General features: G+C 40.3%; 19 protein-coding genes. 3 read left to right on the top strand and 16 right to left on the bottom strand.

Going from position 1 to position 25,708, the window contains the following annotated elements; translation table 11 throughout:
* Positions 1 to 4: 4 nt before the first annotated feature.
* Positions 5 to 229, bottom strand: a complete 225-nt coding sequence (locus tag QNH20_RS12810) for a hypothetical protein (protein ID WP_283923248.1) — start codon at positions 227 to 229, stop codon at positions 5 to 7.
* Positions 229 to 939, bottom strand: coding sequence for a DUF4176 domain-containing protein (locus QNH20_RS12805; RefSeq protein WP_283923247.1), 711 nt, complete (start codon positions 937 to 939; stop codon positions 229 to 231). The genes QNH20_RS12810 and QNH20_RS12805 overlap by 1 nt, the downstream gene beginning before the upstream one ends.
* Positions 940 to 1,272: 333 nt before the next feature.
* On the opposite strand from QNH20_RS12805, the gene QNH20_RS12800 reads away from it, so the two are divergent.
* Positions 1,273 to 1,647 (top strand): L-lactate permease, encoded by a 375-nt coding sequence (locus tag QNH20_RS12800; RefSeq protein ID WP_283923246.1) that lies wholly within the window; start codon positions 1,273 to 1,275, stop codon positions 1,645 to 1,647.
* A 404-nt stretch (positions 1,648 to 2,051) separates the two neighbouring features.
* Here the strand turns inward: QNH20_RS12800 and QNH20_RS12795 are convergent, their stop codons facing one another.
* Entirely contained in the window at positions 2,052 to 5,714 is a 3,663-nt protein-coding gene (locus tag QNH20_RS12795) for a glycoside hydrolase family 84 protein (protein ID WP_283923245.1), read from the bottom strand.
* A gap of 1,310 nt (positions 5,715 to 7,024) precedes the next feature.
* Here QNH20_RS12795 and QNH20_RS12790 point away from each other — a divergent pair.
* Complete coding sequence (locus QNH20_RS12790; protein WP_283923244.1) at positions 7,025 to 8,416, top strand: GMC oxidoreductase; 1,392 nt, start codon at positions 7,025 to 7,027, stop codon at positions 8,414 to 8,416.
* A 331-nt stretch (positions 8,417 to 8,747) separates the two neighbouring features.
* On the opposite strand, the gene QNH20_RS12785 is transcribed toward QNH20_RS12790, so the two are convergent.
* Together QNH20_RS12785 and QNH20_RS12780 are read right to left on the bottom strand one after the other, a co-directional pair.
* A complete protein-coding gene (locus tag QNH20_RS12785; RefSeq protein ID WP_283923243.1) occupies positions 8,748 to 9,170 on the bottom strand; it encodes a hypothetical protein in 423 nt (140 codons plus the stop codon).
* Between the two features lie 553 nt (positions 9,171 to 9,723).
* Positions 9,724 to 10,518 (bottom strand): serine hydrolase, encoded by a 795-nt coding sequence (locus tag QNH20_RS12780; protein ID WP_283923242.1) that lies wholly within the window; start codon positions 10,516 to 10,518, stop codon positions 9,724 to 9,726.
* A gap of 204 nt (positions 10,519 to 10,722) precedes the next feature.
* Here QNH20_RS12780 and QNH20_RS12775 point away from each other — a divergent pair, with 204 nt between their 5' ends.
* On the top strand, positions 10,723 to 11,838 hold the full coding sequence (locus QNH20_RS12775) for an IS110 family RNA-guided transposase (protein ID WP_283923241.1): 1,116 nt from the start codon (positions 10,723 to 10,725) through the stop codon (positions 11,836 to 11,838).
* Positions 11,839 to 12,130: 292 nt separating this feature from the next.
* Here the strand turns inward: QNH20_RS12775 and QNH20_RS12770 are convergent, their stop codons facing one another.
* The 11 genes from QNH20_RS12770 to QNH20_RS12720 all read right to left on the bottom strand — a co-directional run bounded on the left by QNH20_RS12770 (position 12,131) and on the right by QNH20_RS12720 (position 25,656).
* Positions 12,131 to 12,361 (bottom strand): hypothetical protein, encoded by a 231-nt coding sequence (locus QNH20_RS12770; protein ID WP_283923240.1) that lies wholly within the window; start codon positions 12,359 to 12,361, stop codon positions 12,131 to 12,133.
* 347 nt (positions 12,362 to 12,708) lie between these two features.
* Positions 12,709 to 16,356 carry a discoidin domain-containing protein gene (locus tag QNH20_RS12765; RefSeq protein WP_283923239.1) on the bottom strand — a complete coding sequence of 1,216 codons (3,648 nt, stop codon included), beginning with the start codon at positions 16,354 to 16,356 and terminating at the stop codon, positions 12,709 to 12,711.
* Between the two features lie 539 nt (positions 16,357 to 16,895).
* Complete coding sequence (locus tag QNH20_RS12760) at positions 16,896 to 17,198, bottom strand: hypothetical protein (RefSeq protein WP_283923238.1); 303 nt, start codon at positions 17,196 to 17,198, stop codon at positions 16,896 to 16,898.
* A 167-nt stretch (positions 17,199 to 17,365) separates the two neighbouring features.
* Positions 17,366 to 18,439 carry a M42 family metallopeptidase gene (locus tag QNH20_RS12755; protein ID WP_283923237.1) on the bottom strand — a complete coding sequence of 358 codons (1,074 nt, stop codon included), beginning with the start codon at positions 18,437 to 18,439 and terminating at the stop codon, positions 17,366 to 17,368.
* 136 nt (positions 18,440 to 18,575) lie between these two features.
* Positions 18,576 to 19,565 (bottom strand): ABC transporter ATP-binding protein, encoded by a 990-nt coding sequence (locus QNH20_RS12750; RefSeq protein WP_349632713.1) that lies wholly within the window; start codon positions 19,563 to 19,565, stop codon positions 18,576 to 18,578.
* Complete coding sequence (locus tag QNH20_RS12745) at positions 19,534 to 20,547, bottom strand: ABC transporter ATP-binding protein (RefSeq protein ID WP_283923235.1); 1,014 nt, start codon at positions 20,545 to 20,547, stop codon at positions 19,534 to 19,536. The genes QNH20_RS12750 and QNH20_RS12745 overlap by 32 nt, the downstream gene beginning before the upstream one ends.
* Positions 20,548 to 20,584: 37 nt before the next feature.
* Complete coding sequence (locus tag QNH20_RS12740; RefSeq protein WP_283923234.1) at positions 20,585 to 21,853, bottom strand: hypothetical protein; 1,269 nt, start codon at positions 21,851 to 21,853, stop codon at positions 20,585 to 20,587.
* On the bottom strand, positions 21,844 to 22,968 hold the full coding sequence (locus QNH20_RS12735) for a response regulator transcription factor (RefSeq protein ID WP_283923233.1): 1,125 nt from the start codon (positions 22,966 to 22,968) through the stop codon (positions 21,844 to 21,846). Before QNH20_RS12735 ends, QNH20_RS12740 begins: the two co-directional genes overlap by 10 nt.
* Before the next feature lie 38 nt (positions 22,969 to 23,006).
* The gene (locus tag QNH20_RS12730) at positions 23,007 to 23,786 is read right to left on the bottom strand and encodes a sensor histidine kinase (protein WP_283923232.1); all 780 of its coding nucleotides are present in this window, start codon (positions 23,784 to 23,786) and stop codon (positions 23,007 to 23,009) included.
* A gap of 23 nt (positions 23,787 to 23,809) precedes the next feature.
* Positions 23,810 to 24,706 carry an ABC transporter permease gene (locus QNH20_RS12725; RefSeq protein WP_283923231.1) on the bottom strand — a complete coding sequence of 299 codons (897 nt, stop codon included), beginning with the start codon at positions 24,704 to 24,706 and terminating at the stop codon, positions 23,810 to 23,812.
* Between the two features lie 11 nt (positions 24,707 to 24,717).
* Positions 24,718 to 25,656 carry an ABC transporter permease gene (locus tag QNH20_RS12720; protein WP_283923230.1) on the bottom strand — a complete coding sequence of 313 codons (939 nt, stop codon included), beginning with the start codon at positions 25,654 to 25,656 and terminating at the stop codon, positions 24,718 to 24,720.
* Positions 25,657 to 25,708: the final 52 nt, after the last annotated feature.

Raw genomic sequence — 25,708 nt, 5'->3', positions numbered from 1 at the left:
TGCCTTATCGAAAATGGACGGATTGGATAGTCGAAATGAGCTGGTCGATCTCTGAGATCATTTCATCGACTATCTCCCGCATTTCCTCGTGTACGGAGGCATTCTCAAAATCCATATCTTCAAAGTTCCGCTTGATTTCATCTCTTGCATCTCTTAGATTATTGATGATTCCCAAATCCCATCCCCCATAAACGAGATTTTGACAAAAATCATAATCATATAACCGCATTAACGCTCACCTGCTTTTACTTTTGGATTTATTTCACTTTGAAGCTTCTTCATATCCTTCGAAGAAAACTCAATCGATTTCATCCCTTTATCGACGATCATTTCCTTTTTCATCAGCAGTTCAAATGACTCTTCCATTTCATCTTTATAACCAACATGGACGACACTCTTGATTAATGGGTGGGTAAAGTGGATGACCGTGTCTTTTTTTAATTCCCCCAATGGATACACAACTCCCGCATAAGGAAAATATGATTGGTACCCTTTTGGCGTGATAAATCTGCCCTTGATCACGACTTTTACAGGTTTGGAGCTCGACGGGTCCGGTTTGAAAAAATTTGGATCTAATTCAACTACAGAGCCTAATGGCAATACCTCGCGCATGATTTCGATGGAACTGGACAAGAAATTAACATAAGAAGCATCATCCAATGAAAACTGCTGATTTAAATAGGTGATCGTATGTACATGATGTTCTTTCCTGTATGAAATATCGATACCTTGACTAAATAAATCTAAAGATGCAAGTTTTTGTCTGTACGCATCATTCAGATGTTCAAAAATTGATTCGTCTTCCAGGAATGTATCCGCAAACTCATTGATGACTGTCCCAAACTCCATTGGTACTGTGCTGTCTGATGAGTAAATCAGCTGATGGATTTTTTCCATTGCCAATGCTTTTAATTGTTTTTTCCTGTTTACTCTCAACAAATGTTTCACTCCCACTTTCTTCATTTAGATGAAACGAACTTTTCGTTATATACTCAATAATTTATATACATTTACCTATTTTAGGAAAATATTACTTTCATTTTCATTTAGAACGAAACTTTATAGATTGGGCATAATTGACTCTAATATATTGGGAATTTGCTTTGTTGATAGGGAAATTCACAACCATGCAACTAATGGTTAAAAATGTAAATGAATATCACTTATTTTACTAAACTACGGTTCTTTTCTACAAGAATTTTAGGAAATTTGCGGTAAAAACAGGAAGAAATACCTAAAACACCCTATTTTTTTCATTAGCAGTGATGGAATTTGGCAAAAAAGCAGGAGAGCGGGTATAAGTGGACCCAGCACTCAAGTGCAGCAGGTGTCCTATTTGGAAGCAGTTTTTTATTCATTTCTCCAATAATAGGCGGATTAGGAGGATTTCTTACAGGTAGCAACACAGGTTCCAATGCGATGTTTATTAAATTGCAAATCCAAACAGCCGGGCAAGTCGGGCTTTCTCCAGATTTGATTTCATTTGCTCAAAATGCAAGCTCTTCCTATTCAACGATGGCCTGCCCTTTCAGAGTCATGCTAGGTGCATCCCTCTGCAAGATTCAGTCCGAAGAGAATCGTTTGCTGACCCGCATATCTCTAATTGTTTTAGGAGATATTGGTTTAATTATATGTCCCGTACCCTAGAAGAGCAGGATTTCCCTCTGATTATTGAAGGCTTTCGATATGATCTGCAAACGTGAAAAGGGTCTCCATGAACATCTGGAGACCCTTTTTTATGAAAATCAATGGATGCGATTCACTCTCATGAATCTTCCTCCTACCATTATAGGAAGATTTTTCACTTTAGCTTGGCTTTAGAGGCTTTCCTTTCCTCCCAGTACTTGTCCATCAAGGTATGAAACCCTTCCTGGTCATCCGCATGGATAAGGGCTGAGATGATATCCACCAATGGGGTGTAGATGAGGGGAAAATGCGGCGATAACATCAAAGTCTCACTTTAACCTATCAATGGAAGTTCCGGTTTTTAAGGCCCCCTGTGACAGATTATCCTCCTGTCACAGGAGTATCTTGTACTTCAAATCAAAAACCTATTGCCACTTCTTAATCAAATAATCAGCACCGGCCCTGAGAATAGGATATGCCTTTTCGGAAATTAACTCATTTTCTTTCTGACTGTCAAGCAGACGCTTAAAGCCTTTCATGTGTTCAACAGCTTTTTGGAGTTGTCCTTGCTTTTCAAAACGGTCCACTACCTCCAAATGAGCCTGTAAGGAACGAGCAGCGCCATGGTTTGCGAATTCTCCCTCTTCCTCGAAACGCTCAACGAGTTTTTTCATATCAGTTACATTGAGCGGTTGTTGATCATTTACGCCGACATATAGCTCGTTTAAACGCAGGCCGGAATCCTCCTCCCATTTCAGTTTGATTTCGCTGACAGGCCCATACGCGCGCAGATCGATGTTCAGATACGCGCCCGTAAATTTTCCGACGTCGATCCATTCCGCATCCGCCGTCCGCGCTGCGGCAGCCTGCGCGGCTTTTTTGACCATCAGTTTCACTTCCGATCCCTCGTTTTTCATCAGGATCAGATTGGTCGCGTCCAGTGTGTTGATGTTGTTGTACGTCAGCTCTCCCGCCGTGTTGCCGACATCAACATAGCTGAAAATATTCTGATCGAGCAACTTCTCCAGGCCGACCAGATTACCTGAGAGAACAAGGGTGTCCTCCTTGACTTTATTTATCACGATCTCGTTGACCTTGAGCCATTTGTTCTGCACGTTGTCGGTAAGCTTCACATAACGGCCCAATTTACCTCCACAGTCGACAATATTGATGGTTCCCGCGTTACTGAACGTGATCGGATCACGCCAGTTTATTCCATCGGAACTAAATTCAATCGTACCGGAGGATACCACGTCCTTATCGGAGTTGATGAGCATGTCATTAATCGGGATCTCCCTTCCCAGATCGAATATAAAATGCCGATTTCCGCTCGGTGATGGCGTGAGCCACAGATACGTGAACGGGTTGCCGTCCACCATATTGCCCGCGTTTCCCGAATAAATATTGACATTATGTGCCGTCGCCGACAGGGACGGCGAACCGCCGAATTTTACCGAAAGCTCGGTAAGTGCGAAGGTCTTTGCCTCCTGAGATGCGTTGCTCACGCGGACGTACTTTGCCGCAGTGACGAGTGGATCCGACCAAGACATCGCGCTCCAGTTTGTCCCGTCTGCTGAGAACTCGGCGTTCAAAAACTTGAGGCCCTCGTCGATTTTCAGCGAGTGTGCGTTTTTCAGCTTGTTAAATTGGAATCCAAAATAATCTCCGGGTTCCAGCGTGATCTCTGTGACATTCCGCAGCGCTGCTGAATCACCTTCAAACGTCAGCGCCTGATTCTCCAGCGCAGGTACGTTAGTATAGATTGCTGCGCGTTGTTCCACGTTTACCTGAAACTCTTTGACCGATAAGCTGCGGTTCGGCGATCCGGTGATCTCGTCGGTGAATTCGTCCGTCGCGCGGTAACGCAGGAATTTTGCGGAAATGTCAAGTCCCTTCGCAGAGACCGTACTCGTATCGAATTCCGCAACCTCCGTCCAGGTTCTGTTGTCCATTGACGCCTCTAGCATGCCCTTTTTATAGAATTTCGTGTTGTCCATCTCGATGGATACGTTGTTGATATGCGTTTCCTTGCCCAGATTCACGCCGAAGTACGCGCCGCTCGACACCACGCCCGAGTCGGTAGCAGTCGTCATATCGCCGTCCAGCATCTTCATGTAGTCCAGGGTCGTGCTGCCGAAACCGCGCATTTTGGGTGGCAGGGAGAGTTTTTCCATAAGCCGCATTTCCAGCAGGTTCAGGATCTCCTCGGTAAAGGGCGCTAACTCTTTTTGCGCAACGACCTTGGGTGCGGACACCGCTGTTTTAAGCTCCGCCCTGCGTTCGGAAATCAACGTCATGGCCGCCTGGATGGATGCCGGATCATACTCAGAGATCTCTCCCAACTCCATCAGCCCCTGCACGGAGTTTCTGCTCGCCTGTGCAATCTTCCTCATTTTGTCCAGCCAAGGCGTGAGTTCTCCCGAGATCCCGTTTGTGCCCGGATATGCCTTCAGTGTGTCTACGGCATTAATAATCTCTTCGAACGACCGAACCAGAGACGCGCCAGATTCTGAAATATCCTCACCGCCTGATAACGCCTGTTTAAAAGCATTCATCTGCGGCAGAAGGTAGAGCGATTCGCCTGCTTCAAACGGGTTCATGCCGTGCGATGCGTTTTGCGAAAAAATGTGCAGTGCCCTCGCCACCTCGGGATTATCCCTGATGATGTAGTCAAACGAAGCCTGCCAGCTCTGCTCATAATCATAATCGTCGGTGTTCCAAGTATAATCCGCGACGCTGAACAGCGACACCTTGGACGCCTGCGCCTGATTCATCGGATTCGAGGCAAAGCCCGAGATATTCTTAACGCCGGAGTAAAGCCCCTTGGAGGGACCCATATGGACATAGTCCGCGCGCCCGAGATCGTTTACCGGATAGTTCCACCAGATATAGACCGGTCTTTCGATATACTGCGTGACCCAGTCGACGACGCTCTGCTTGACCGGCGAAACGACGTTATCTCCTGTCCACATGATTTGTACGTCCTTCGGGAACCTGCTGATATTTTTCAGGTAATTGATTGTTGCCTGACTGCCGCTGTCCTTGCGATAATACTGCGGGCAAAAGATGATCGGCTTGACATCGCCCTTGGGCTTGATGTATTCGCTGTCCATCCGCGTGATGAAGTTCACGAGCTGATCGTTGTTCGTGGCGGAATCATCAAAGAAAATTGCGAATTGCCGGACGCCGATACCGTACATCTGGTCGAACTTGTTCTTGAGCGCCTGAATGTCGGCTTCCGAGCCGAGATTGATCTTGCCGCCGACATGGGCTGCCCAGACGAATTCAACGTTGGTCTCCAGCCCCTTATCGACCAGCTCTTTCAGCTCGGCGAGCTTTTCGGACGGATAGGGATCCTTCCACTTCGCCGCATGATATGGATCGTTTTTGGGCCCGTACAGATAGGAATTCATCTTGAAATCGCCGCCGAACTCCATCAAGTCCTTGCGGTTCTCGTGCGACCATGGCGTGCCGTAAAAGCCTTCGATGAAGCTGCGAAATTTCACATCCGCATAATCTTCGATCAGCACGTCGGTCAAAACGCCGTCCGCTTGCTCTAAGATCTGATCGAGCGTGGTGACTCCGTAAAACGCGCCCCCGTTATCAGCGCCCATGATGGCGATGACCCTGTCCGCTTTAGAGGTCTTGAGCACATAGCCATCATCCTTTTTCACGGAAACCGTCGGATCGAACTTTCCGTTTAGATACTCATAATCGACTCCCTTGTCGTTGTCGATACCGATCAGAACGTCGATATCGTTCACTGACGAATCCTGCTCCGTCTTCGTGACGGTGAGGCCACGTTCCTCGAAAATTCTTTTCGCCTTAGCTGCGGTATGCTCGCTGATGCCGTCTTCAAGCACGAGATTGATAGTTTTTCCCTTAAGCTTTATCGTGCCGTCTGCATGGACACAACTGTGCACCTTTGGATAAAAAATGTATTTGCATCCATCCTTTTTCCCTAACCCTAAATTAAGACTATTTGATTCGCTTTCCTCCGCCGACACTACAATTCCTTGGAACATATTCATTATTAACAAGAGAATGCAAAGTATTACGAAATTAATGCCCTTTGCTCTGATTTTCATGTAAATCCTCCTTATATTTAATAATGTTTTCGGCTTATTACAAAACAGTTTTAAACACTTCTACTGTTTTTTCAATCCCTCTGAATACTGAAGATCAATAACAATTCACACTTCTTACTATATTGAACGATCCAGTTCCTCCCTTCAATTCTCTTAAACTTGGAACTACTTTCGGTTTTTCGTTAACTAGAAGTAGATTCCTCGGCTGAAGGTGTTATCGGTTGATAAGTGATTAGAGATACAATCATTACAAATAGACATAGGATAACTCCAGCTTTTCTCATACAATCCTGCATTGAATTTGATATATTTTTTTTAATACTATTGTTGGTAAGTGAATTGAACTGAAGTCACAAAATTAAACGTAATTTTTTATTATTTGCACCTCATCTTTTTTATAAAATTAATAGTATTCCTGTGCTTCTAATCAAAAAATTTAGTGCATAGCCACACAACTAGACCAAAATTTCACACCTCCTTTATATGAAATAATGTAAAACTAAAATAAATAGAGTACGCTAGGCCAGCTCCCTTCTAGAAAAGGCTTATACAACATTACTAAATGATCTATAATTCATTTTCATATAGACTCGATATACATTCCCTAATTCGAAATATTTTAGTAGTTTGAAATAATGAGATTAGTTAGGTGCCCAATTTTCCACAGTGTTATTTCTTCTATTGATTAAGTTCTTGCATTTATTGGGTATCTTTCATTTATTAAATTCCTTACCAATAAATTCCCTTTTTATAAAAACAAAAAAAGGCAGAGAGGTAACGGATCAAAAGAATTGAAATTCTTTCAACTGTACCCACCCTGCCTGATCGAATCAGTAACATGTGATTGATATGAAATATTAATTACAATTTATCACTCATTACATAAAAACACAATATGTAAGCGTTAAACTTTTTTAAAATTCCAAATATAGATATAAGGGGAACATAAAAAGCAATCATCCTTAACGACTGACAAGTATCTATAACATTATGGATTTTTCAAACCATAAAGGTAAAAACTCATCAAATAAAATAGAAGAGAAATTATTATCACAGATTTCTCTTCTTTCTTATGTCAGTTGCCACTCTCTATATAAAAACCTCATTTACTTATGGTAAGGTTCTCTCTACACACCCGAAACGGAATATGTCTAAGGCCATCATTTTCAAAGCTATGGTTATGAAATATGCGCTTTCTTTACGGCAGATAACCACACCTTAACCATTCAATAGACATAATTATAAATATGAAAATACAATGGGAATTACCGGCTTTATCAAGATGATTATGGTGAATGGAGGTATTATTAATGGTAAGAGAATTATTAAATCCCTTTCCTATCCCTTTCCAATCTTTAGAACATATGGAAGAGAAAAATTACGATGTTTTGGTTGTAGGTACAGGAGCCGGCGGAGGAGCTGTTCTCTGGAGATTATGCGAAAAGTGGCGAAAAAATCGGAAGAGTATTGGTGTCATTGAATCCGGTGATCTATTATTGCCAACGCATATCTATAACATCCCTAGATTAAGGAAAAAATGGAAAAAATACTATAATGAAGTTTCCAATCCTATCGGACAGCGCCTTCCTCAGTTTTTGGGGGCGGAGCAGGTTTTCGCTGTGGGTGGAAGAACGTTATTTTGGGGAGCAGTTACTCCCAGAATGCACGCATCCGAATTCATAAATTGGCCAATATCCGAACAAGAAATAGACACCTATTACCAGATTGCCGAAGATATCATGCAGATTCGTCAGGCATCTTCAATAAATTCATTACACTTACAAGCCATACTTCAACACCTTCATTCAAAAGGGTTTCATGAAGCAAGGCCGATTCCTAGTGCGACTTCACATGGGAAAACCTTTAGTTCATTATGCTTCTTAAAAAATGCTTGGGAACAACACCCCTTTGATTTCGCGGTAAAGGCTCGAGCGTTACAGTTGCTTATGGAAAATGGAAAACCAGTAGGTCTGAAAGTAGGAGATCACAACAAAAAAATACATGTACTAAGAGCAAAAACGATCGTATTGGCCGCTGGTTCTCTGGAAACCCCACGCCTCTTGCTTCATTCAAAAATCCCAGGGAATACAATTGGGCACTTTTTAACAAATCATTCTTTTATTAAGGCAAAAGGAGAATTTATTAGCAAAAAGTTTGGGAACATCTCAGAGAATATTCCTATTTTAATACCGCAGACGGACGAAACCCCTTACCAATTTCAAATATATATAAATAAACAATTGATAAATGTAGCGGGTTTCGGGAAAGTTGAATCCCGCTTTGATAATAATCTGACATTAGACCCGCTAAGTGTAGACGAATACGGTATGCCGAAAATAAAGATTAATTTTTCCTATTCTGTCAAGGACATGGAGATTATTCGCCAAATGAATGAGGCGTTACATCAGATTTTCAATGTTCTGGGAGCAAGAGTAGTCCACGAGAAAGGAAAAGCTCAGATACATGTTATGGAGCCTGGAGAGGATTACCACGAATCAGGATCATGCCGTATAGGGAATGATCCCTCACAATCTGCAACGAACCGCTATGGTCAAATTCATGGTATTACTGGCCTTTACGTAGCCGATAATAGCATACTCTCCTCGATTGGTGCTTCAAATCCTACTCTTACCACAGTTGCATTAGCCATCCGAATAGCGGATCATATCTCGAATTCCTACTCAAAAGAAAGGACAAAATGAAATGCAAAATTCCCTATTTACCAATACGGCCAAAAAGGCAAAAGGGGTATCGATTATAACTTGTACTAATAAGCCAATATATATGAATAATATATTTGAAAACTACTGGAATCAAATTTGGCCCACTGGAGATGCCCATTTGTTGAAAAACAGATTTCTGTCATAAAAGGCTATATACATCATCATTATGGAACAGGACATTAAACACCCATATTTTGCTGCATTTTTAGATACCCAACCTCTTTTTTCATAGCTGGTATTTTAGGAATAACAAAAACTAAAAACCCCTTGTACGCCAAAGGGGTTCAAATTGTTCGTTTTTGATTTGAAGCTATATCCTACCTGGTATACTCATTCCTGGGAAACCACTCATACCCATTCCAGGCATTCCGCCCATTCCCATTCCAGGCATTCCGCCCATTCCCATTCCAGGCACTCCGCCCATTCCCATTCCAGGCGCTCCGCCCATTCCCATTCCAGGCATTCCGCCCATTCCCATTCCAGGCATTCCGCCCATTCCCATTCCAGGCATTCCGCCCATTCCCATTCCAGGCATTCCGCCCATTCCCATTCCAGGCACTCCACCCATTCCCATTCCAGGCACACCGCCCATTCCCATTCCAGGCATTCCGCCCATTCCCATTCCAGGCACTCCGCCCATTCCCATTCCAGGCATTCCGCCCATTCCCATTCCAGGCATTCCGCCCATTCCCATTCCAGGTAAGGCCATAACACGTTGATATTCTAAAGCCATTGTTTTCACCCTTTTTTTTTAATAATACTCATAGTCTTTTACATACTATGTTTATAGAAAGTAGGAGAGCTTATTTCCCTCTAAAATAGGCGGACTAACTACTTATAAAAGGAAAGAAGCTTTCAGGAATCATTGCTGCCCTACAGAAGGGGTAGTGGTCAAAGTAGCAAAATGAGAAGACTAAAGGTCTTGTATATTCACAAAGATGTTTTACAAATCCTTATAAGGGAGAGCTCTAGGAAATTTTATTATCAAATCCGTGCTACAACATAAAAGTCAATTTTATTAATGTTCTTGTTTAACAAAAGCGACCGCTTGCGGGACAACTTTATCGACGTGATTACATATTTCACTGGCGGCATGCCAAAGCTCATCAATTATCTGCCGGATACCTATGAAATTTTGTTTGTAATTCTAATTCGCTTAAAATAGAAAATGTCCTTCTCCAACAAACTGGCCCTTTTCATGAAGAAAGACGCTTTCCTTATTTCAGAAAAGCGCCCGATTGTTGAAGATCGTTATTGAACTAAAGCACCCTTTAGTTCAATAAGCATTATGAATTAGCCGACCATTCACTTTTCGTTTCGGTTTCTTGATTTGAATACTCAATATAAAGTAATTTCATAGCATCTATAATTTTTTCATCCGCTACTTTCTCTTTATATCGACTAGGCAAGTCTTTTGCTCCCAAAACATACAATAATGGATTTTGAGTGAACTCTCCAATTATCCCAATATCTAATACAACATTTTCTAATCCACCTGTCATATGATTTAAGTGATGGATTGGTATTCCTTCTATTTCACCTTGTTGTCTAACTAACCCATTAATAATTGGAATCCATAACTCAGGATTATTTTTGTATCCTAGAAATATAAAACGCAAAAGTTCTAACATCTGACTCAATTCTCCATTGTTATCTAGATCCATTGGATTTCGAGTAATATTTATATTTTTAAAATTTGATTTAATTTTTTTATTAATCTTATCCCATCCTCCACAAAATTGAACAATTTTATTCGCAATGAAACTATCGTGACAGGCTATCATCACTTCAACGGCATCTTGCAGTGCCAAGGTTTCTCTATTCTGAAAGTGAGGATATAGTTCATTACTATCTTCTTTTGGATTAAAACTAATATCTTGTACAATGTCATTCCATTTATATTTTCTTTCTGCTACTAATTGTGTAACACAAAAAGCAATTGCAACTTTAGCAGCAGAAGCAAGAGGTACAAGTAATTCTTTATTCAATGAACAAACTATATCCTGTTTTAATTGTGAATAAATAATAATTCCTACTTCACCTGATTCAATTTCCTTTAATTTATCAAGAACTTTCTCCATTTTAGACCCCACTTTATACTATTTTATATTTACTTATTCTCTCTTTAGTAAAATATCCCTTCTTAAAGTAAACTGCTGCGTTAGCTTAAGTTATCATGAACGAAACTAGCTCCTTACTCGTAACACCGTAGGTTAATTTGGTTACACTGTTTACTGGAAAAGACAAACCAAATCAGAGCTACATTACGGAAGGAGCTAGTTATTATGAAGGATACCATAAAATATGTAGGTTTAGACGTTTCAAAAGAAAAAATTGCCGTTGCCATTGCAGATGAAGGTCGTGATGAGCCAAGATATTGGGGAATGATTCCTAACACTGCGGAATCCATTAGAAAGTTAGTAAAAAAGCTTGGAGAAAAAGAGAATCTTCGAGTGTGCTATGAAGCTGGTCCAACTGGCTATGGTTTATATCGTGTTTTTCTTAGCCTAGGAATTGAGTGTGAAGTGATCGCACCATCTTTAATCCCCAAGAAACCAGGTGAACGCATTAAAACTGACCGTAGAGATTCGATTAAACTAGCAAAATTATTTCGTGCTGGTGAATTAACCTCTGTTTATGTGCCAACAGAAGATGACGAAGCCCTTCGGGATTTAGTTCGGGCTCGAGAAGATGCCAAAGAAGATGAATTAAGAGCCAAACATCGATTATCGAAATTCCTTTTACGAAATGATATTCACCCTCCTTTCAAAGGAAAAAAGTGGACTCGCAGATATCGTGAATGGTTAAATACTCTAAAGTTTGAGCGTTCCACTTCTAAAGTAGTTTTTCAAGAGTATCTGCACCATCTACAAGAAGTTGAACAAAGGGTAAAACGATTGGAAGAAGAGATTAAATTCCAATCAATAGAAGGATACCATGCACCAATGATACAAGCACTCCAATCATTAAGGGGAATAGCTACTATAACAGCTACCAGCCTTGTGGCTGAGATTGGATCATTTAAGAGATTTGATTCTCCCAAAAAATTAATGTCTTACGTTGGGTTAATCCCAAGCGAAAGCTCAAGTGGTGAAATCAGAAGACAAGGTAAAATTACAAAAACAGGCAACCGTCATGTTCGTCGTTTGCTTGTAGAAGCAGCCTGGAGCTATCGATTTCCGCCTGCCATAAAGGGGGATTTAAAGAAAAGACTAGAAGGACAGTTGCCCAATGTTCAAATGATCTCATGGAAAGCTCAAAATCGCCTTCATAAAAAGTATTTTCGTTTACTATCACGTGGAAAGTCATTTGGGAAGGCACTAACAGCCGTTGCAAGAGAATTAGCAGGATTTATCTGGGCAGTAACTCAAGAAATTGAAAATAACACTATTGCAAAGTAAAAATTACGAATAAAATGAAGTTCAATTTTCTTTAAAAGTCGGAGCATAGGGCTCGGAGGCAAAGGTAAAAACCGGAAAGGAGAAACCACGAATTGTACTTGTGCTATGCCTAAATAGGCTAACGCACGTTTTAAGTTAGTGGAAGCTCCTTTATACGGAAAGATAAAATGTGAAAACCCACGAATATCAGAGTGCTAACCGCAGTTGAGATTTTTGCCTTCGTGCCGTGTGCTTAACTTTTTATATCAACATGAAAGGAGAAATTAATTCATTCTCAGCTTTAAAAAGTATCTCAATCTCCAAAATGCCTGTCAAGGAAAGCACTTGACAGCCATTTTGGAGATTGAAGAGCAGTCAGTAAGCTGAGAAGGAGATTCCCTAGCCTTGAAAAAGGCTGAACCCCAACTAATAAGGCAAAGAAGCTAAAAAACGCTTCTCTTCTTAAAGTTGCCCAAAAACCGAAACCAAAACTAATTAGGTAGGGAGCATTGACAGTTTCGTTCATATCAGTACATTGTTTCACAAATCCACACCGATATTAACATAAAATCGCACTTTAATTTAGAAGTGTTATTCAATTAAATGGCCCTTTAATGGAATAAAATACTGGATATTTTTTATAACATCTACAAGAACATAAAAAGAAATATTTAGTACAGGATTTTAAACAAACTTTATTATAAATTATCAATCATTTTTATAAATTATCGAACTTTTTTACAAATTATCAATCTTTATTTTAAATCTACAATTACAAGGAGAATTTAAGAATTGAATGAAAAACACAAAATAAATAACTAAGCACATCAAAAATCCCCGTTTCCACTAATGGAACCGGGGATTGAATGTAATGAGGGACTGACACTTCAACTATAGCCTATTTTTATAACTTTCCATTTTCGTTTCAAGAGTTCTAACCAGAACATGGAACGTGAATCCATCAAACTCTTGACCGCTTCCTAGATACGACTCCAGTCCTTCCTTTGCAGCAATCAGCTCGATTCTTTCTTTATCTGCTTTTGCACCTTTTGTTGGCTCATTAAGCAGTTTTTCTGCCTCTTCTAATAATTTCTCCGCTCCAGCAAAGTCTGTTTTACCGTATGCTTCTAATTCATATAAACTATAACCGTACTTAGTACCATTTATCGTTTTTCTTTCCGTCATGACTACTTTTAAATACTTTGCATTAACATCTTTTAATTTAATTGTATCAATTTCACCAGCGCTAACACCACTTGTTTCTGGATAAGAATAAACTTCCTCGAAAGTATTTCCATCCTTTGAAGCAAGCAATGTATATTTCTCTGCTCTGGCTTTTTCCCAAAAAAGCTTCACTGTATCAATGTTGCGAGAATCATCTAGTTCTACCATAATCCATTGATTATCAGCCTCAGCAGCTGACATATTTTTGTACTGGGAGCCCCATCTAGTTAATAAATCTCCATCCGTTATATTTGCTGCACGTTGAGATTGATCGTACTCCGAAGACGCGGTTACTTTTTGTTGGTAAGCAACATTTCTTTGCCCAGGATCGTAAGATAATATATTTTTAATGTTATTGCTTGATAGTGCTTTATTCATTACCGTAATGTTGTCGATTTTTCCTTTGATTCCTTGCCCGATTTTTTCCAAAGGCAGGACAAAGGTCGAGGAGTCATTGACCCGGCCGCCCAACTTATTCGTTTGTACAGAAGTAGAAACTTGTTTTCCATTAATAAATAAAGTCGTTTTCTTTTTATCCCCAACAAGAACAACATTCTGCCATTCGTTTACTTTTAGTGAATAATTGTGACTAAACGTATAGTTTTCAAATTTTGATAAACTTCCTTGGGACGTTTTCTCATTTCTTTGATAACCCAGCTTACCTGTTTGGTTTAAGTTCACATAAAAATCTCCATCATTCCCGGAAAACAAGGTAGCATCGTTAAGAGATCCTTCATCTAGTTTAATATCAAACGAAACCGAATATGGATATCCTATCCCTGACAAAGGAAGTTCAATGAAATTATCCCCATCCAACTGTAGGGATTTCCCATCATAACCATCTACAAGGTTTGGACGGCCTTTGATTTTTGCATCATATTCATTGCCCGATAAGTCTTTAACTTTGTTATTTTTCATAGATTCAAAGTCATATTTAAGGACTACATCTGTTTTGGACTCAACGAATCTCGAAGGGTTAGATGTTGCGATTCTATTTTGAACCTTGTTTACCCGCTCCATAAACTGCTCAGAGGTCTGCCCTGCTGTTTTTTCCCCGTACCACGTTTTTTCGGATACTAAAACGACTGCATCTTTCATTCGATTAAAAATATCATAACTTGATAAACCACCTGAAAAGGAAGTCATATCATTCCATACCGCAAATTCTGCACCTTTTGTTTGCGGATGGGCAAATGGCATGGTTGCCCCGCCATTTCCTCTACCATTGTTATTCAAATCATTTACTTCCCATGAATCATATCTATTTTTTATATCCAAATAATCCGGATACCCTGCATTTCCAACAGGAACAATATACAGATCTCCTCCGCACGTATTGATAATGTCATACCCTAAACTATACATTTCCTTTACATCAGACCAGTACGGAGCCCAAATATTCATCGTTGCCTTATTACTTACCGGGGTATTACCATTGAAGCCATTTTTTCCAATTGATCCCCAGAGTCTTGTTTCATACCCCTTATTATTAATATAATTAATAAAATGGTCCGTATAGGCTCTCATTTGCTCTGAATATCTCTTATCATACTCATCCGTACCCATATGGAATTTACTACTTTGAATGACCCTATTTTCATCAGTTGGACTATCCCCAAGAAACTCATCAAAAAGGGACTCAATAAATGGATAAACCAATTTTTGTTTTTCCGGGGTGGTAATGTCTAAAGCCCCTTTGGAAAGCATCATGTCCGGATTCACAGCTCTAAAACTTTCCGCATGGTACGGTGTATCAATTTCTGTGACAACATCGATTCCATACTTTTTCATATTCTTTTGAAATGCAATGTACTCTTCCTGTGTATAATACCCATCCTTCGCATTAATTTCTGGATATTTTTTGCTTTCTACCCGAAAGGCTTGATAATTTGCTTTGCCCCAATAATCATTAATATGCAATTGAATTTCATTTAACTTAAACCATGCCATATATTCTGTCATTTCTTGAACATAGTCTAACGGAATATACATCCTGCCAACATCTAGCATTCCTGAGCGTACTTCATATTTTGGATAGTCTCTGGCTATTCCTTTAGGAATGGTATTTTTATTTTCTGATTGGTATAAAATTTGCGTAAGCGAAATCCCACCATAAAGGATCCCTTTTGTTTTTGGAGCACTCACAATAATTTTATCGGTGATATCAAGAGTATACCCTTCCTCACCTAAATGTTCTTTCGTATTGTCTATTGTTAAAAATATTTCCCCAACACTTGCCTTCGAGCCTTTATGAACATTAATGTCTTTTCCTAACATATTTTTAAAATAGGCTTGAATACTCCGAGCTGTTTCCATTAAAGAATCCGGAGCAGAGGAATCTACCACTAAGCTAGCACCTTTTTCAAGTTCAAAGCTTCCAGTATAACCCTTCCATTCTCTCAGACCAGGTATAACGTTTGGAACCGGGTTATCACCTTCTTCATGTTGATATTTCCCTTCGACATTAATTGGAATATCATTGGAAGAAGCAGCAGAATCTTTACTGTCATTTTTATTCGTTACTTTGTATAAAATGTTTACCTTACTATCACTAATTGGTTGATAGTAATTCAGATTCATATCGATAATCTGTTTATTATCCGATCCAAATAAAGAAACTTCATATCTCGGGTCTGGAGAATCAGGTAAAACAATTTTATTACCATCATTAGATAGCGTAGGTTTCATTTCATTCATATAGTTTACAACGTCTTGTGAATTGTTAAACTGAATATGTTCAAAAACCTCCAGTTCCCAGATGGACACATTTAGAAATTGAGTGACACCTGCAGCAGGTGTGTTTCGCGATTTGTTCGCTTTTACTCGTACATATCTTGCCGTTTCAGATTGAGGTAAATTTATGACTTTTTCTAGGTTTGATTCAGAAGCATCCGTGTAATGACCGATTGTTTTCCAATCTTCTTCTTTAGCTGTATTGCTAACTTGAACCTCATAGTCTGGAGAATACGCTTTTTCCCACAATACTTTTATTTGTCTGATCGTCTGTTCTGTTCCTAAATCTACATAAATCCATTGAGGTGCATTAGGATTAGTGGTACTTCTTTTATTAGAAGACCATCTCGCATCCGATATTCCATTTTTTGATTTTCCAGAACGGAGTCCATCTACGGCAAATTCAGCTGCTAATCTTCCGTCATTCACTTCCAATCCAGAAACTTTAACAGACTTGTCTAGTGCTAAATTTGGGTTTTGAACCTCTGCTGATGCATTAGCTGCGGGCAGCAAATAAGGCATTAACATACAAACAATGCATAGTAAACTGAAATAGAAATTCTTCTTTTTACCTAACCTCAATTTAATCCCACCTCGAATAATAGTTTTAAAGAGTTACCATTCTTCTGCGATATTGATTAGGAAAACTATAAAATGAACTTTTTCCTCAGCATACCTCCTTTCAATTACATGAAAAGCTAATTGGTGATGGATTTTGATTGTTCTAAAGTTGTTTTGAAAACCTATTAATCTAAATACATTTACCAAAAATAACGCAAAAAAGGCAGGGCGGTCTCAAACTAAAAGAATCGAAATTCTTTCAATTGAACCACTCTGCCTGATCAAATCAGTAACATGTGATAAATATGCAATATCATGTATAGTATAGCACCAATTGTAAACGCATTCAATATATTCCTTTTTTGGTTGTAAATTTTTTGATAGCTAAATCCACATCTTTCACACCAAAGATATTGATCACCAATCTAATAATAATCATCCATAACAGCAATCCCAGTACAATGAGGGCATTTACAATAAAGCATAATTGACGCCAAATGTAAAATCACACCATCTTTATTAATCGACTTTATTGTAATTTCAACAACTTTTTTGTCACTCTACAGCTTTGCAGCTCTCGCAGGAGTGTCAGTACCAGAAGATGGCTGCAGCTGCTGTGCAAATGCTTCTATGGATTCTCTTAAAAACATGAATAGAGTAATCAAAGGTTCTTCAGAACGGATGATTACTTCCTTTCTTCTTTGAATGTTCCCGCGAAGGATCTTGCTTCCTCGAATAAAGCTCATGGCTTCGGAACCTAGGCTGGAGCGGGAACAGGCTTCTTGACTGCACCCTCGGATATTAAAAAAAGAAAACAACGTTCCTTTGAATGTTGTTTTCTTCCTTGTTTGTTTTTGCAGCATTGTACAGGGGTCCTCTAACTTATGTTAATAGCAAATGAATTTTGCAGTTCCATTAGGAGTTGTAAAACAAGATATAGACACTTCTTTGTGCACAATATTATCCATATACTAAGCAAAACTATCCCTGGGTAAGTTCCCACTGACTTATGGGACAGCCCTTTTCCTAATCATAATTTCTCTTGTAAGGAGTCAATAAATGCCACAACTAGCTGTACGGAATATTCCAAATCATCCATATGAACACATCCGGTCGCTGAATGGATGTTACGGGACGGGAAAGAAATACAACTGGCCAGAGCTCCGTTGCCTGCTATACTCATGGCCCAGGCATCTGTTCCGCCATTCAGAACAACTTCCCGCTGATAAGGGATATTATTTTTCTCTGCTGTCTGGATTAATTTGCGAGTTAACTTCTTTGGCACGTTATTTCCATGTCCACTATCTGGTGTCCAGTCGTATAGCATGAGGGCTGGTCCTTCACCAAGTGTAATTGCAATATCTTTTTCAGTTAAAGCAGGTGTTCCTCCAGAAAGACAAACATCAAGAGCAAGGCCAATATCAGGCTGAATTCTGTTTGAGATAGGAATGGAGCCGCGGATGCCCATCTCTTCCTGCACAGTTCCCACTCCATAAACCGTTGGAACGATATTTTTATCTGCCAAGCGTTTCATAACTTCAACCATCACTGCACAGGCTGCACGGTTATCGACAGCTTTTCCTGTGAAAATTTTACTGTCGTTTAGAAATTGTCCCGTTCTTTGAAAAGTCAAGTAATCACCGATCTGCACGCCAAGTGCCAATGTTTCTTCTTTACTTGTTGTTCCGACATCAATATATAACTCTTCAATCGGAATGGCGAGCTTTGCCTCTTCAGGTGTAACAATGTGTGCTGGCTTGCCTCCGGTTATGCCGGTGACGGGCCCTTTTTCTGTGTAAATTGTGAGCACTTGGTTGAAAGCCGTTCTGCAGTCGTGATAACCAACTGGTAAAATATAAACGAAACCTTCAGCATCAATATTGTGGACGATATATCCAATTTCATCCATGTGAGCGGCAAGCATAATCTTAAAATCTGGATTGCTTCCCTTTCTGATAAATACTTGGTTTCCTAGTGCATCTTCAAAATATTCGTCTGTCACTGGTTTTAAATGATTCTGTAGGGCTTGTGCAACGCGTTCTTCATCCCCTGCCACACCATGAATGGCATCAAATTCTACTAAAAGTTCTTTTAATGAATTCATGTAATCTCCCCATTTGTTTTTTTTTAATATTAAATGTCTTATTCTCCGCTTGATTGTCATTCTTTGTTGGCAACGCCAACAATTCAGCCTACAATAGCTATCTAAATATATCTGTCGAATAGAAGGGAGTTGCACTCTATTTCTCGTTACTAATATATAAATGGCACGCTGCAAAATGTCCCGGCTTTACTTCTTGAAAAGCAGGTGCTTCTTCTATACAGCGAGCAAAGCATTCAGGACATCTAGAAGCAAAACGACAGCCCATCGGAGGATCTATAGGACTTGGAATATCCCCTTCCAGTGTGATTCCTTCTTTCTTTTCTTTTGGGTTATTGATTGGAATTGAGTGAATTAATGCTTTGGTATAAGGATGCAAAGGCTCACCATATAAGTCTTCTACTTTAGCCATTTCCACCATTTGTCCCAGATACATGACTCCGACTCGATCACTGATATGCTCCACAACACTTAAGTCATGTGCCACAAAAAGTATTGTCAACCCAAGCTCATCCCGTAACGAGGCCAGTAAATTTAAAATTTGGGCTTGTACAGAAACATCTAGAGCAGAAACCGGTTCATCAGCAAAAATAAAATTAGGATTCACAGCCAATGCTCTTGCCACCACAATACGCTGCAGTTGTCCGCCGCTGAACTCATGCGGATAACGGTCCATGGTATCTCTCGGTAGTCCAACCTGTTCCAGCAACCCTATGATTCTGTCTTTCGCTTTATTTCCCGTTGCTATCCGGTGCACCTTTAACACTTCCTCCAGCGTCTGACGGATTGTCAGCCTTGGATTCAAAGAGGAATAAGGATTTTGGAAAATCATTTGCATTTCCTGTCTTACTTGTAAAAGCTTTTTGCCTTTTAGATTAGTAATGTCCTTACCCATAAAATGTATGCTACCACTAGTTACCTCTTCAATCTTTAAAATACATCTGCCTGTTGTTGACTTACCGCATCCGCTTTCGCCGACAAGGCCGAATATTTCCCCTTCCTGTATAGTAAAGGAAAGATCATCTACGGCTTTTAGTAGCTGTGTATGCTTGCCAAGGAAGTTTGTTTTTCCAGCTGGGAAGTACTTTTTTAACCCTTCAACTTGTAACAACGCTGTCAAAACGCTCATCTCCTTTCTTTACTGCTGCTTCGGCCACATGACATGCTGCCCAGTGGGAAGGAGTCATTTGCTTCAATGCTGGCTTTTCTGTCGCACATATTTCTATTTTGACAGCGCAACGGGGGGCAAAAGGACATCCATTGATCTTCTTTGATAGATCAGGCGGTGATCCTTCGATGGATTTGAGTTTTTTCTCCCTATAACCAAGTTTAGGTCTTGAGTCCATTAATGCTTTTGTATAAGGATGCAATGGTTGCTCAAAAATATTTTCCACACTTGTGCTTTCAACGATTTCACCTGCATACATGACCGATACTTTGTCACAAATTTCGGCCACAACGCCCAAATCATGAGTGATCATAAGAATGGCCATTCCGTATTGCTGTTGAAGCTCTTTCATTAGCCGTAAAATCTGCGCTTGTATCGTTACATCCAGCGCGGTTGTAGGCTCATCGGCAATAAGCAATTTCGGCTTGCATGCCAATGAAATGGCAATCATCAGCCGTTGTAGCATCCCTCCGCTGAATTCGTGGGGATACTGATGATAACGTTTTTCCGGTGAAGGGATGGAAAGCTGGGTCATGAGGTTGATTACTTCTTTTTGCGCCTGCTGCTTTGTCATTCCTTTATGAAAACGAAGCACTTCTGCAATCTGAGAGCCTACTTTAAGCAAAGGGTTCAAAGAGGTCATGGGATCCTGAAAAATCATGGCTACTGAATTGCCTCTGATTTTCTGCATTTGTTTTTCCGTTTGTTTTGCCAGGTTGATGTTTTCAAAAATCATTTCTCCTGATACAATTTTTCCGTTTTGGCTTTCAACAAGCCTCATGATGGATTTAGCTGTCACACTTTTTCCACTGCCGCTTTCGCCTACAATTCCCATTGTCTCTCCTGATTTGATGGAGAAATTCACAAAACGGACCGCATGGGAAATCCCCCGCTCTGTTTGAAATTGAGTAGATAAATTTTTTACTGTGAGCAAATCACTCATTTACATATTCCTCCTCTAATAGAAAAGCGGAAGGCTTTTACGCTAATCGCCCTTTCTCTTTACTGCTACGTCCCCTGCATAAGAAAGACAGACAAACAGATATCAGGGCATCAAACAAGATTCCCCATTCCAAGCCAAAGTTGATCATTCCGTTAATTCCTGCTCCTACACTGGTCAAAATGATGAAAGCTGTGACCCAACTGGGCGATAGGTCTGTTCTCCTCAAATACATGGCTGGAATCATCGCAGCCCAAAAAATAGAAGTAAATACCATGACGTCAAGGATCGTCAGCTTCGGAAGCATAGTTACAATCACCGCAGCCATTCCTAACAACCCTGCTTTCACGAAGATATCTTTTCGGGCAAAGGTTTTGTCGACAAGATTACTGGCCAAGGAAGAGAACAAAATGACCAGTAAGGTCACAACTAACAGAACCATTCCGAGCTGCCCGTCAACCTGGCGGACGACTTGAAGACCTACTTCATCATTGGATGCCGGCCATACGGCGGATGCTTTGGCCACAAACGCTAAGGTTCCCATAGAAAGAGGGACAAAGAACCATATGAAAGATGAAATCGTAAAGGCAAGCGATCTTTTCGCTTGTTTAATATTCGTAAATACTTTCCACATGTTTTGATTCAATAGGTTATGAGCCGTGAAATGAATAAATAATACTCCTCCCAGAATCCACCTGGACGGGTCATCTAAAATAAGCATTTCCGTCGCCAAAAAGTGAACACCGGAATAGATTGTCGGCACACTCACTTTTAAGTAGACAAAAGTAGGTAGAAGGACAGTAGCAATCAATGACAGCATGCTGATAATGAGAGAGCGGATGTAAAGATTCTTACTTTTTGCCAAAAGAATAAATTGATAAAAGACGATCAGCAAACCGGCTAAGATCACTATATTTACATTATAGAAAAGCTTTAGTATAAGCTTTGCAGCCAATAGGCTTACAACAAAGTTTTCAAGATAATAAAGTAGCAAAAACGGTTTTATTCCTCTTCCCATATGATCTGGCGTGTGTGGCATCGCTCTATTTTTCAATAGGAAGTATAGACAGAACAGGCTTGCCAATCCAGCCAGGCAATAGCTGACTAGGCCACTCACGCCTTGCTCATATGACACTTGCGATGAAACAAGAAACGTTGTCAGCCCAATCCACTGACTGACGAGGATAACTATCCCTTTTCCCAGACCAATGGTACCTTCCATACCGGTATTATTTTTTTCAACCTGTCGAGCACCTAGTAACAACAGCAGCAAACTAACAAGAGTGAAAATTTGTATTGTTATGAACATGGTTGTTTGCCATGCTCCTTCTGTAATCGGAATTGGCTTGGGGAAATTCCTTCCAGCTTCCGGAAAGTTGAAGAAAAGTAATCCGGACTGCTGAAACCTACTCGATCAGATATGAATTGAATGGACAGCTCTTTGTTCTCCAACAGTTCCTTCGCCTGTTTAATTCTGATTTTCGTTAAGACATCAACAAACGTAATTCCAAGCTGGCTCTTGAATATTCTGCTTAAATGTGAGGCACTGAGGTGGACCTCTTGTGCTAATTGATTTAAAGTGATCGGGCTAGCGTATTGCTGTGATAAGAAATGAAGACATTGCTGAATGACCGCTTCATCCTTGTTCAGTGCAGCTTGTACAGCACTATCGTAAGATTGCTTCAGTAAATCTGAACTTGCAACAGTTTCACCTACACCAAACAGCCATTCTGTTTCTTGATGTTTTTCCGCGAGCTCTAGTTTTAGAAAAGAAAGCTTTTCTTTCATCGTGTGAATACTTCTCTCCAGACATTCTGTCAAATAGATCCAATGTCCATTGATTGGCTGGGGAACAGCCGTAGTTTTATGCAGAGTTTGACATACCGCAGCATCCCACAGTGCTTTGTCAGAAGGTTCGTTACGATTGAATTTGATCACAGTAACCACATTCGGCTGAATGTGCAGATGTGCACCAAAGAGCAGCTTTTTTGATTCTTCTCCTCTTGACCAATTTTCAGCAACAGCTTGCAGTAACAGCTGATGTTCTTCAAGATCTGCTTCAATCTCACGCCGCAATTTTTTAATTGCACTCATCAGCTCTTCCGGCATTACCGGCTTTAAAATGTAGGCAGATGCTCCGAATGCAATCGCCTCTTGCGCGTAGTGAAATTCTCCGTGAGCAGAAATAAGCATCACCTTCACATGTGGCCATTCCGCCTTAATCCTCTGCAATGTTTCGAGCCCATTCCATCCGGGCATTCGAATATCCAGACAAACAATATCCATCGGCTCGTCTTTCAGCATGTTGTAGGCTTCATAGCCATTCGCAGCTGAAAACACATCAAGCAGAGGGTCAAATGAATGAAGAATACTTTCAATGTTTAAAAGCTCCAGTGGTTCATCGTCAACTATGAGAGCCTTCATATGGACCCTCCTTCACGTATGCTAATTTCTTGAGTTCCTTACGAAAAAAGTGTGATCGTAATTGTGCTGATTGTACCTTTCCTGCTCTTCTTAATTGATAATCCACTTTCTTTGCCAAATTGTTCTTTTAAACGAGAATGGACATTTCTCAGGCCAATATTTGTTTCACTATTCGAACTCCGGCTGTCTGTCTTCCATCGTTCAAACTCACTGATCACAGCGTCACTGACCCCTGCCCCATCATCTCTTACCTCCAATAGCAGCACTCCGTCAGTGCTTGTGGCAGATATAAGAATCTTTCCTCCATCCATAGAAGGCTCTACTCCATGAATACAGGCATTTTCAATTAATGGCTGGATGACAAGCATCGGTATTTCCATTCCCAGCAATGCTTCAGGAACGTGGATCTCCCATTCCAGTCTACTTCCGAAACGAAGCTGTTGAATCGATAAATATTGCTCAGCGTACTTTATCTCTTCTTTTAAAGAAACAAGTGAGTTTTTTTTATCTAAGTGGTAGCGAAGCAACGATGACAAGGAATAAATAGCCTGCTCGGCCTCTTTATTTTTTCCTAAACGAATTAATGTTGAAATCGTATTTAATGTGTTAAATAGAAAATGAGGCTGAATTTGAGCAGATAAGTGAAGCAGTTTGGATTCGTTCAGCAGCACTTCAAGGTCGACTCTTTTTTTCTCGACTTCCAAAAAATCGACTTCTTTTTCTGTTATTAAAATCATGACAATGGCAGTCAGGCTGATCATTCCGCCAACTATGCTCAAAATGATTAATGCCGTGAATAGATTAAGAGAAAGCAACATAAATCCTCCGGTTATCCATTAGATTAACTTGCTTTTCGCTGTTTAGGATCAAGCTGGCTTTGCAAACTGTCGCCAAATAAATTAAATGCAATCACTGTGATCATAATGGAAAAACCTGCTGCTAAGGCTGTGTTTGGAGAAATGAGCAAGTATTCTCTCCCTTCTGACAGCATGTATCCCCAGTCTGCCGTCGGTGGCTGTACTCCTAGGCCGAGAAAGCTTAATGCCGCCAAATCAATGATGGCATACGCAAAGTCGATTGCAACTTGGACAATGATCGGCGATAGGCAATTAGGCAAAATGTGCCGGAAGATGATACGGGTGTGGGAATACCCTAAAGCTTTAGCGGCATCAATGTATGATTGCTCTTTTTCCACAAGTGTCACAGAGCGAACAAGCCTGGCAATCATCGGAACATATACGATACCGAGCGCAATTACAGCATTTTCAAAGCCCCTTCCGAATGTGGCAACGATGATAAATGCGAGTAAGATTGTTGGAAAAGCTAGAAGAACGTCCCAGACACGGTTTATAAGGTTATCAATCTTCCCTCCAAAATAGCCGGAGATAAGGCCTAGTGGAACGCCGACAACAACCGATAGCAATACGACAAACACCGCTCCGAGTAAGGTTGTTCTCGTTCCGTAGATGATCCTGCTTAAAATATCCCTTCCCTGCATATCAGTGCCAAACCAATGTGCGGAGGAAGCGGGCTCTAATGATTTACTCAGATCTTGCACATCAGGATCATATAGAGAAATCAGCGGGGCAAACAGCGAAATAAGTATAATCATAATGATAATTATTCCTGACACCACTGACAATTTATTTTTAAAAAACGGTGACTTCCATATACTTCTTTTTTTCTCTGCTTGAGTTGCCGGCAGTTGTGCAGTCGGCTGACTTTGTGGTAGCATCATATGCCTCCTTTCTATTTATAACGGATTCTGGGATCAATAACGGCATAAAGAACATCAACAGCAAGGTTGATTAATAGGAAGACAACCACCATAAAGAGCATTGTTCCCTGCACGACCGGGTAATCACTCGTCTGAACCCCGTTAATGATAAGGCTGCCCAATCCTCCCAGGCCAAATGTATATTCAACAAGCACTGTTCCTACAATAAGGACACCGATTTGTATTCCAGTCACAGTGACAAGCGGTACAAGCGCATTTCTCAATGCGTGTTTGAAAATGATGACTCTTCGAGGCAAACCTTTCGCCACAGCTGTTTGAATATAGTTTGTGTTCATCACTTCAATCATACCGCTTCTTGTAATTCTGGAGTTCAAAGCAATCATATTGAAGCTCAGCGCTAAGGAAGGAAGTAGTAAATGAATCATATTCTCATTAAATCCGCTCCCAGCTCCGAAAGCAGGCAGCCAATCCAAATGGTAGGAAAATAACAGTACCATCAAAATACCGGTAAAGAACACAGGAGAAGATACTCCAACAAAAGCAACTAAAGTGGATAAGTGATCCCACCAAGTATTTTTCTTGACAGCTGATAATATTCCGAGCGGTATGGCAATGAGCAAGGTAATGATCATACTCATAACAATTAATTGGAATGTGAGCGGCAAACGCTCTACGATCATATTTGTAACAGATTGCTTCATTTTGAAACTCTCGCCCAAATCTCCTGTAGCCACATTTTTCAACCAGATTGCATATTGTTCAACAATCGGCTTATTCAAATGGTATTTTTCACGGATATTATCTAGGACTTCCGGTGACGTTTGGTGTCCGCCCGCCATGATGATTGCCGGATCCCCAGGTACCAGTCTTGACATGGAGAAAATAAAAACAGATACAATGAATAATATGGGAATTAATATGAGAAGTCTTCTTACAATATAGCTGGACAAGACTACACCTCCTTTAAGGAAACAACTCGCAATGAGCGTCCTCTCTCTCAAA

The sequence above is a fragment of the Neobacillus sp. WH10 genome (assembly GCF_030123405.1).
Classification (GTDB): Bacteria; Bacillota; Bacilli; order Bacillales; family Cytobacillaceae; genus Neobacillus.
This window is presented reverse-complemented; position numbering and strand designations above follow the sequence as displayed.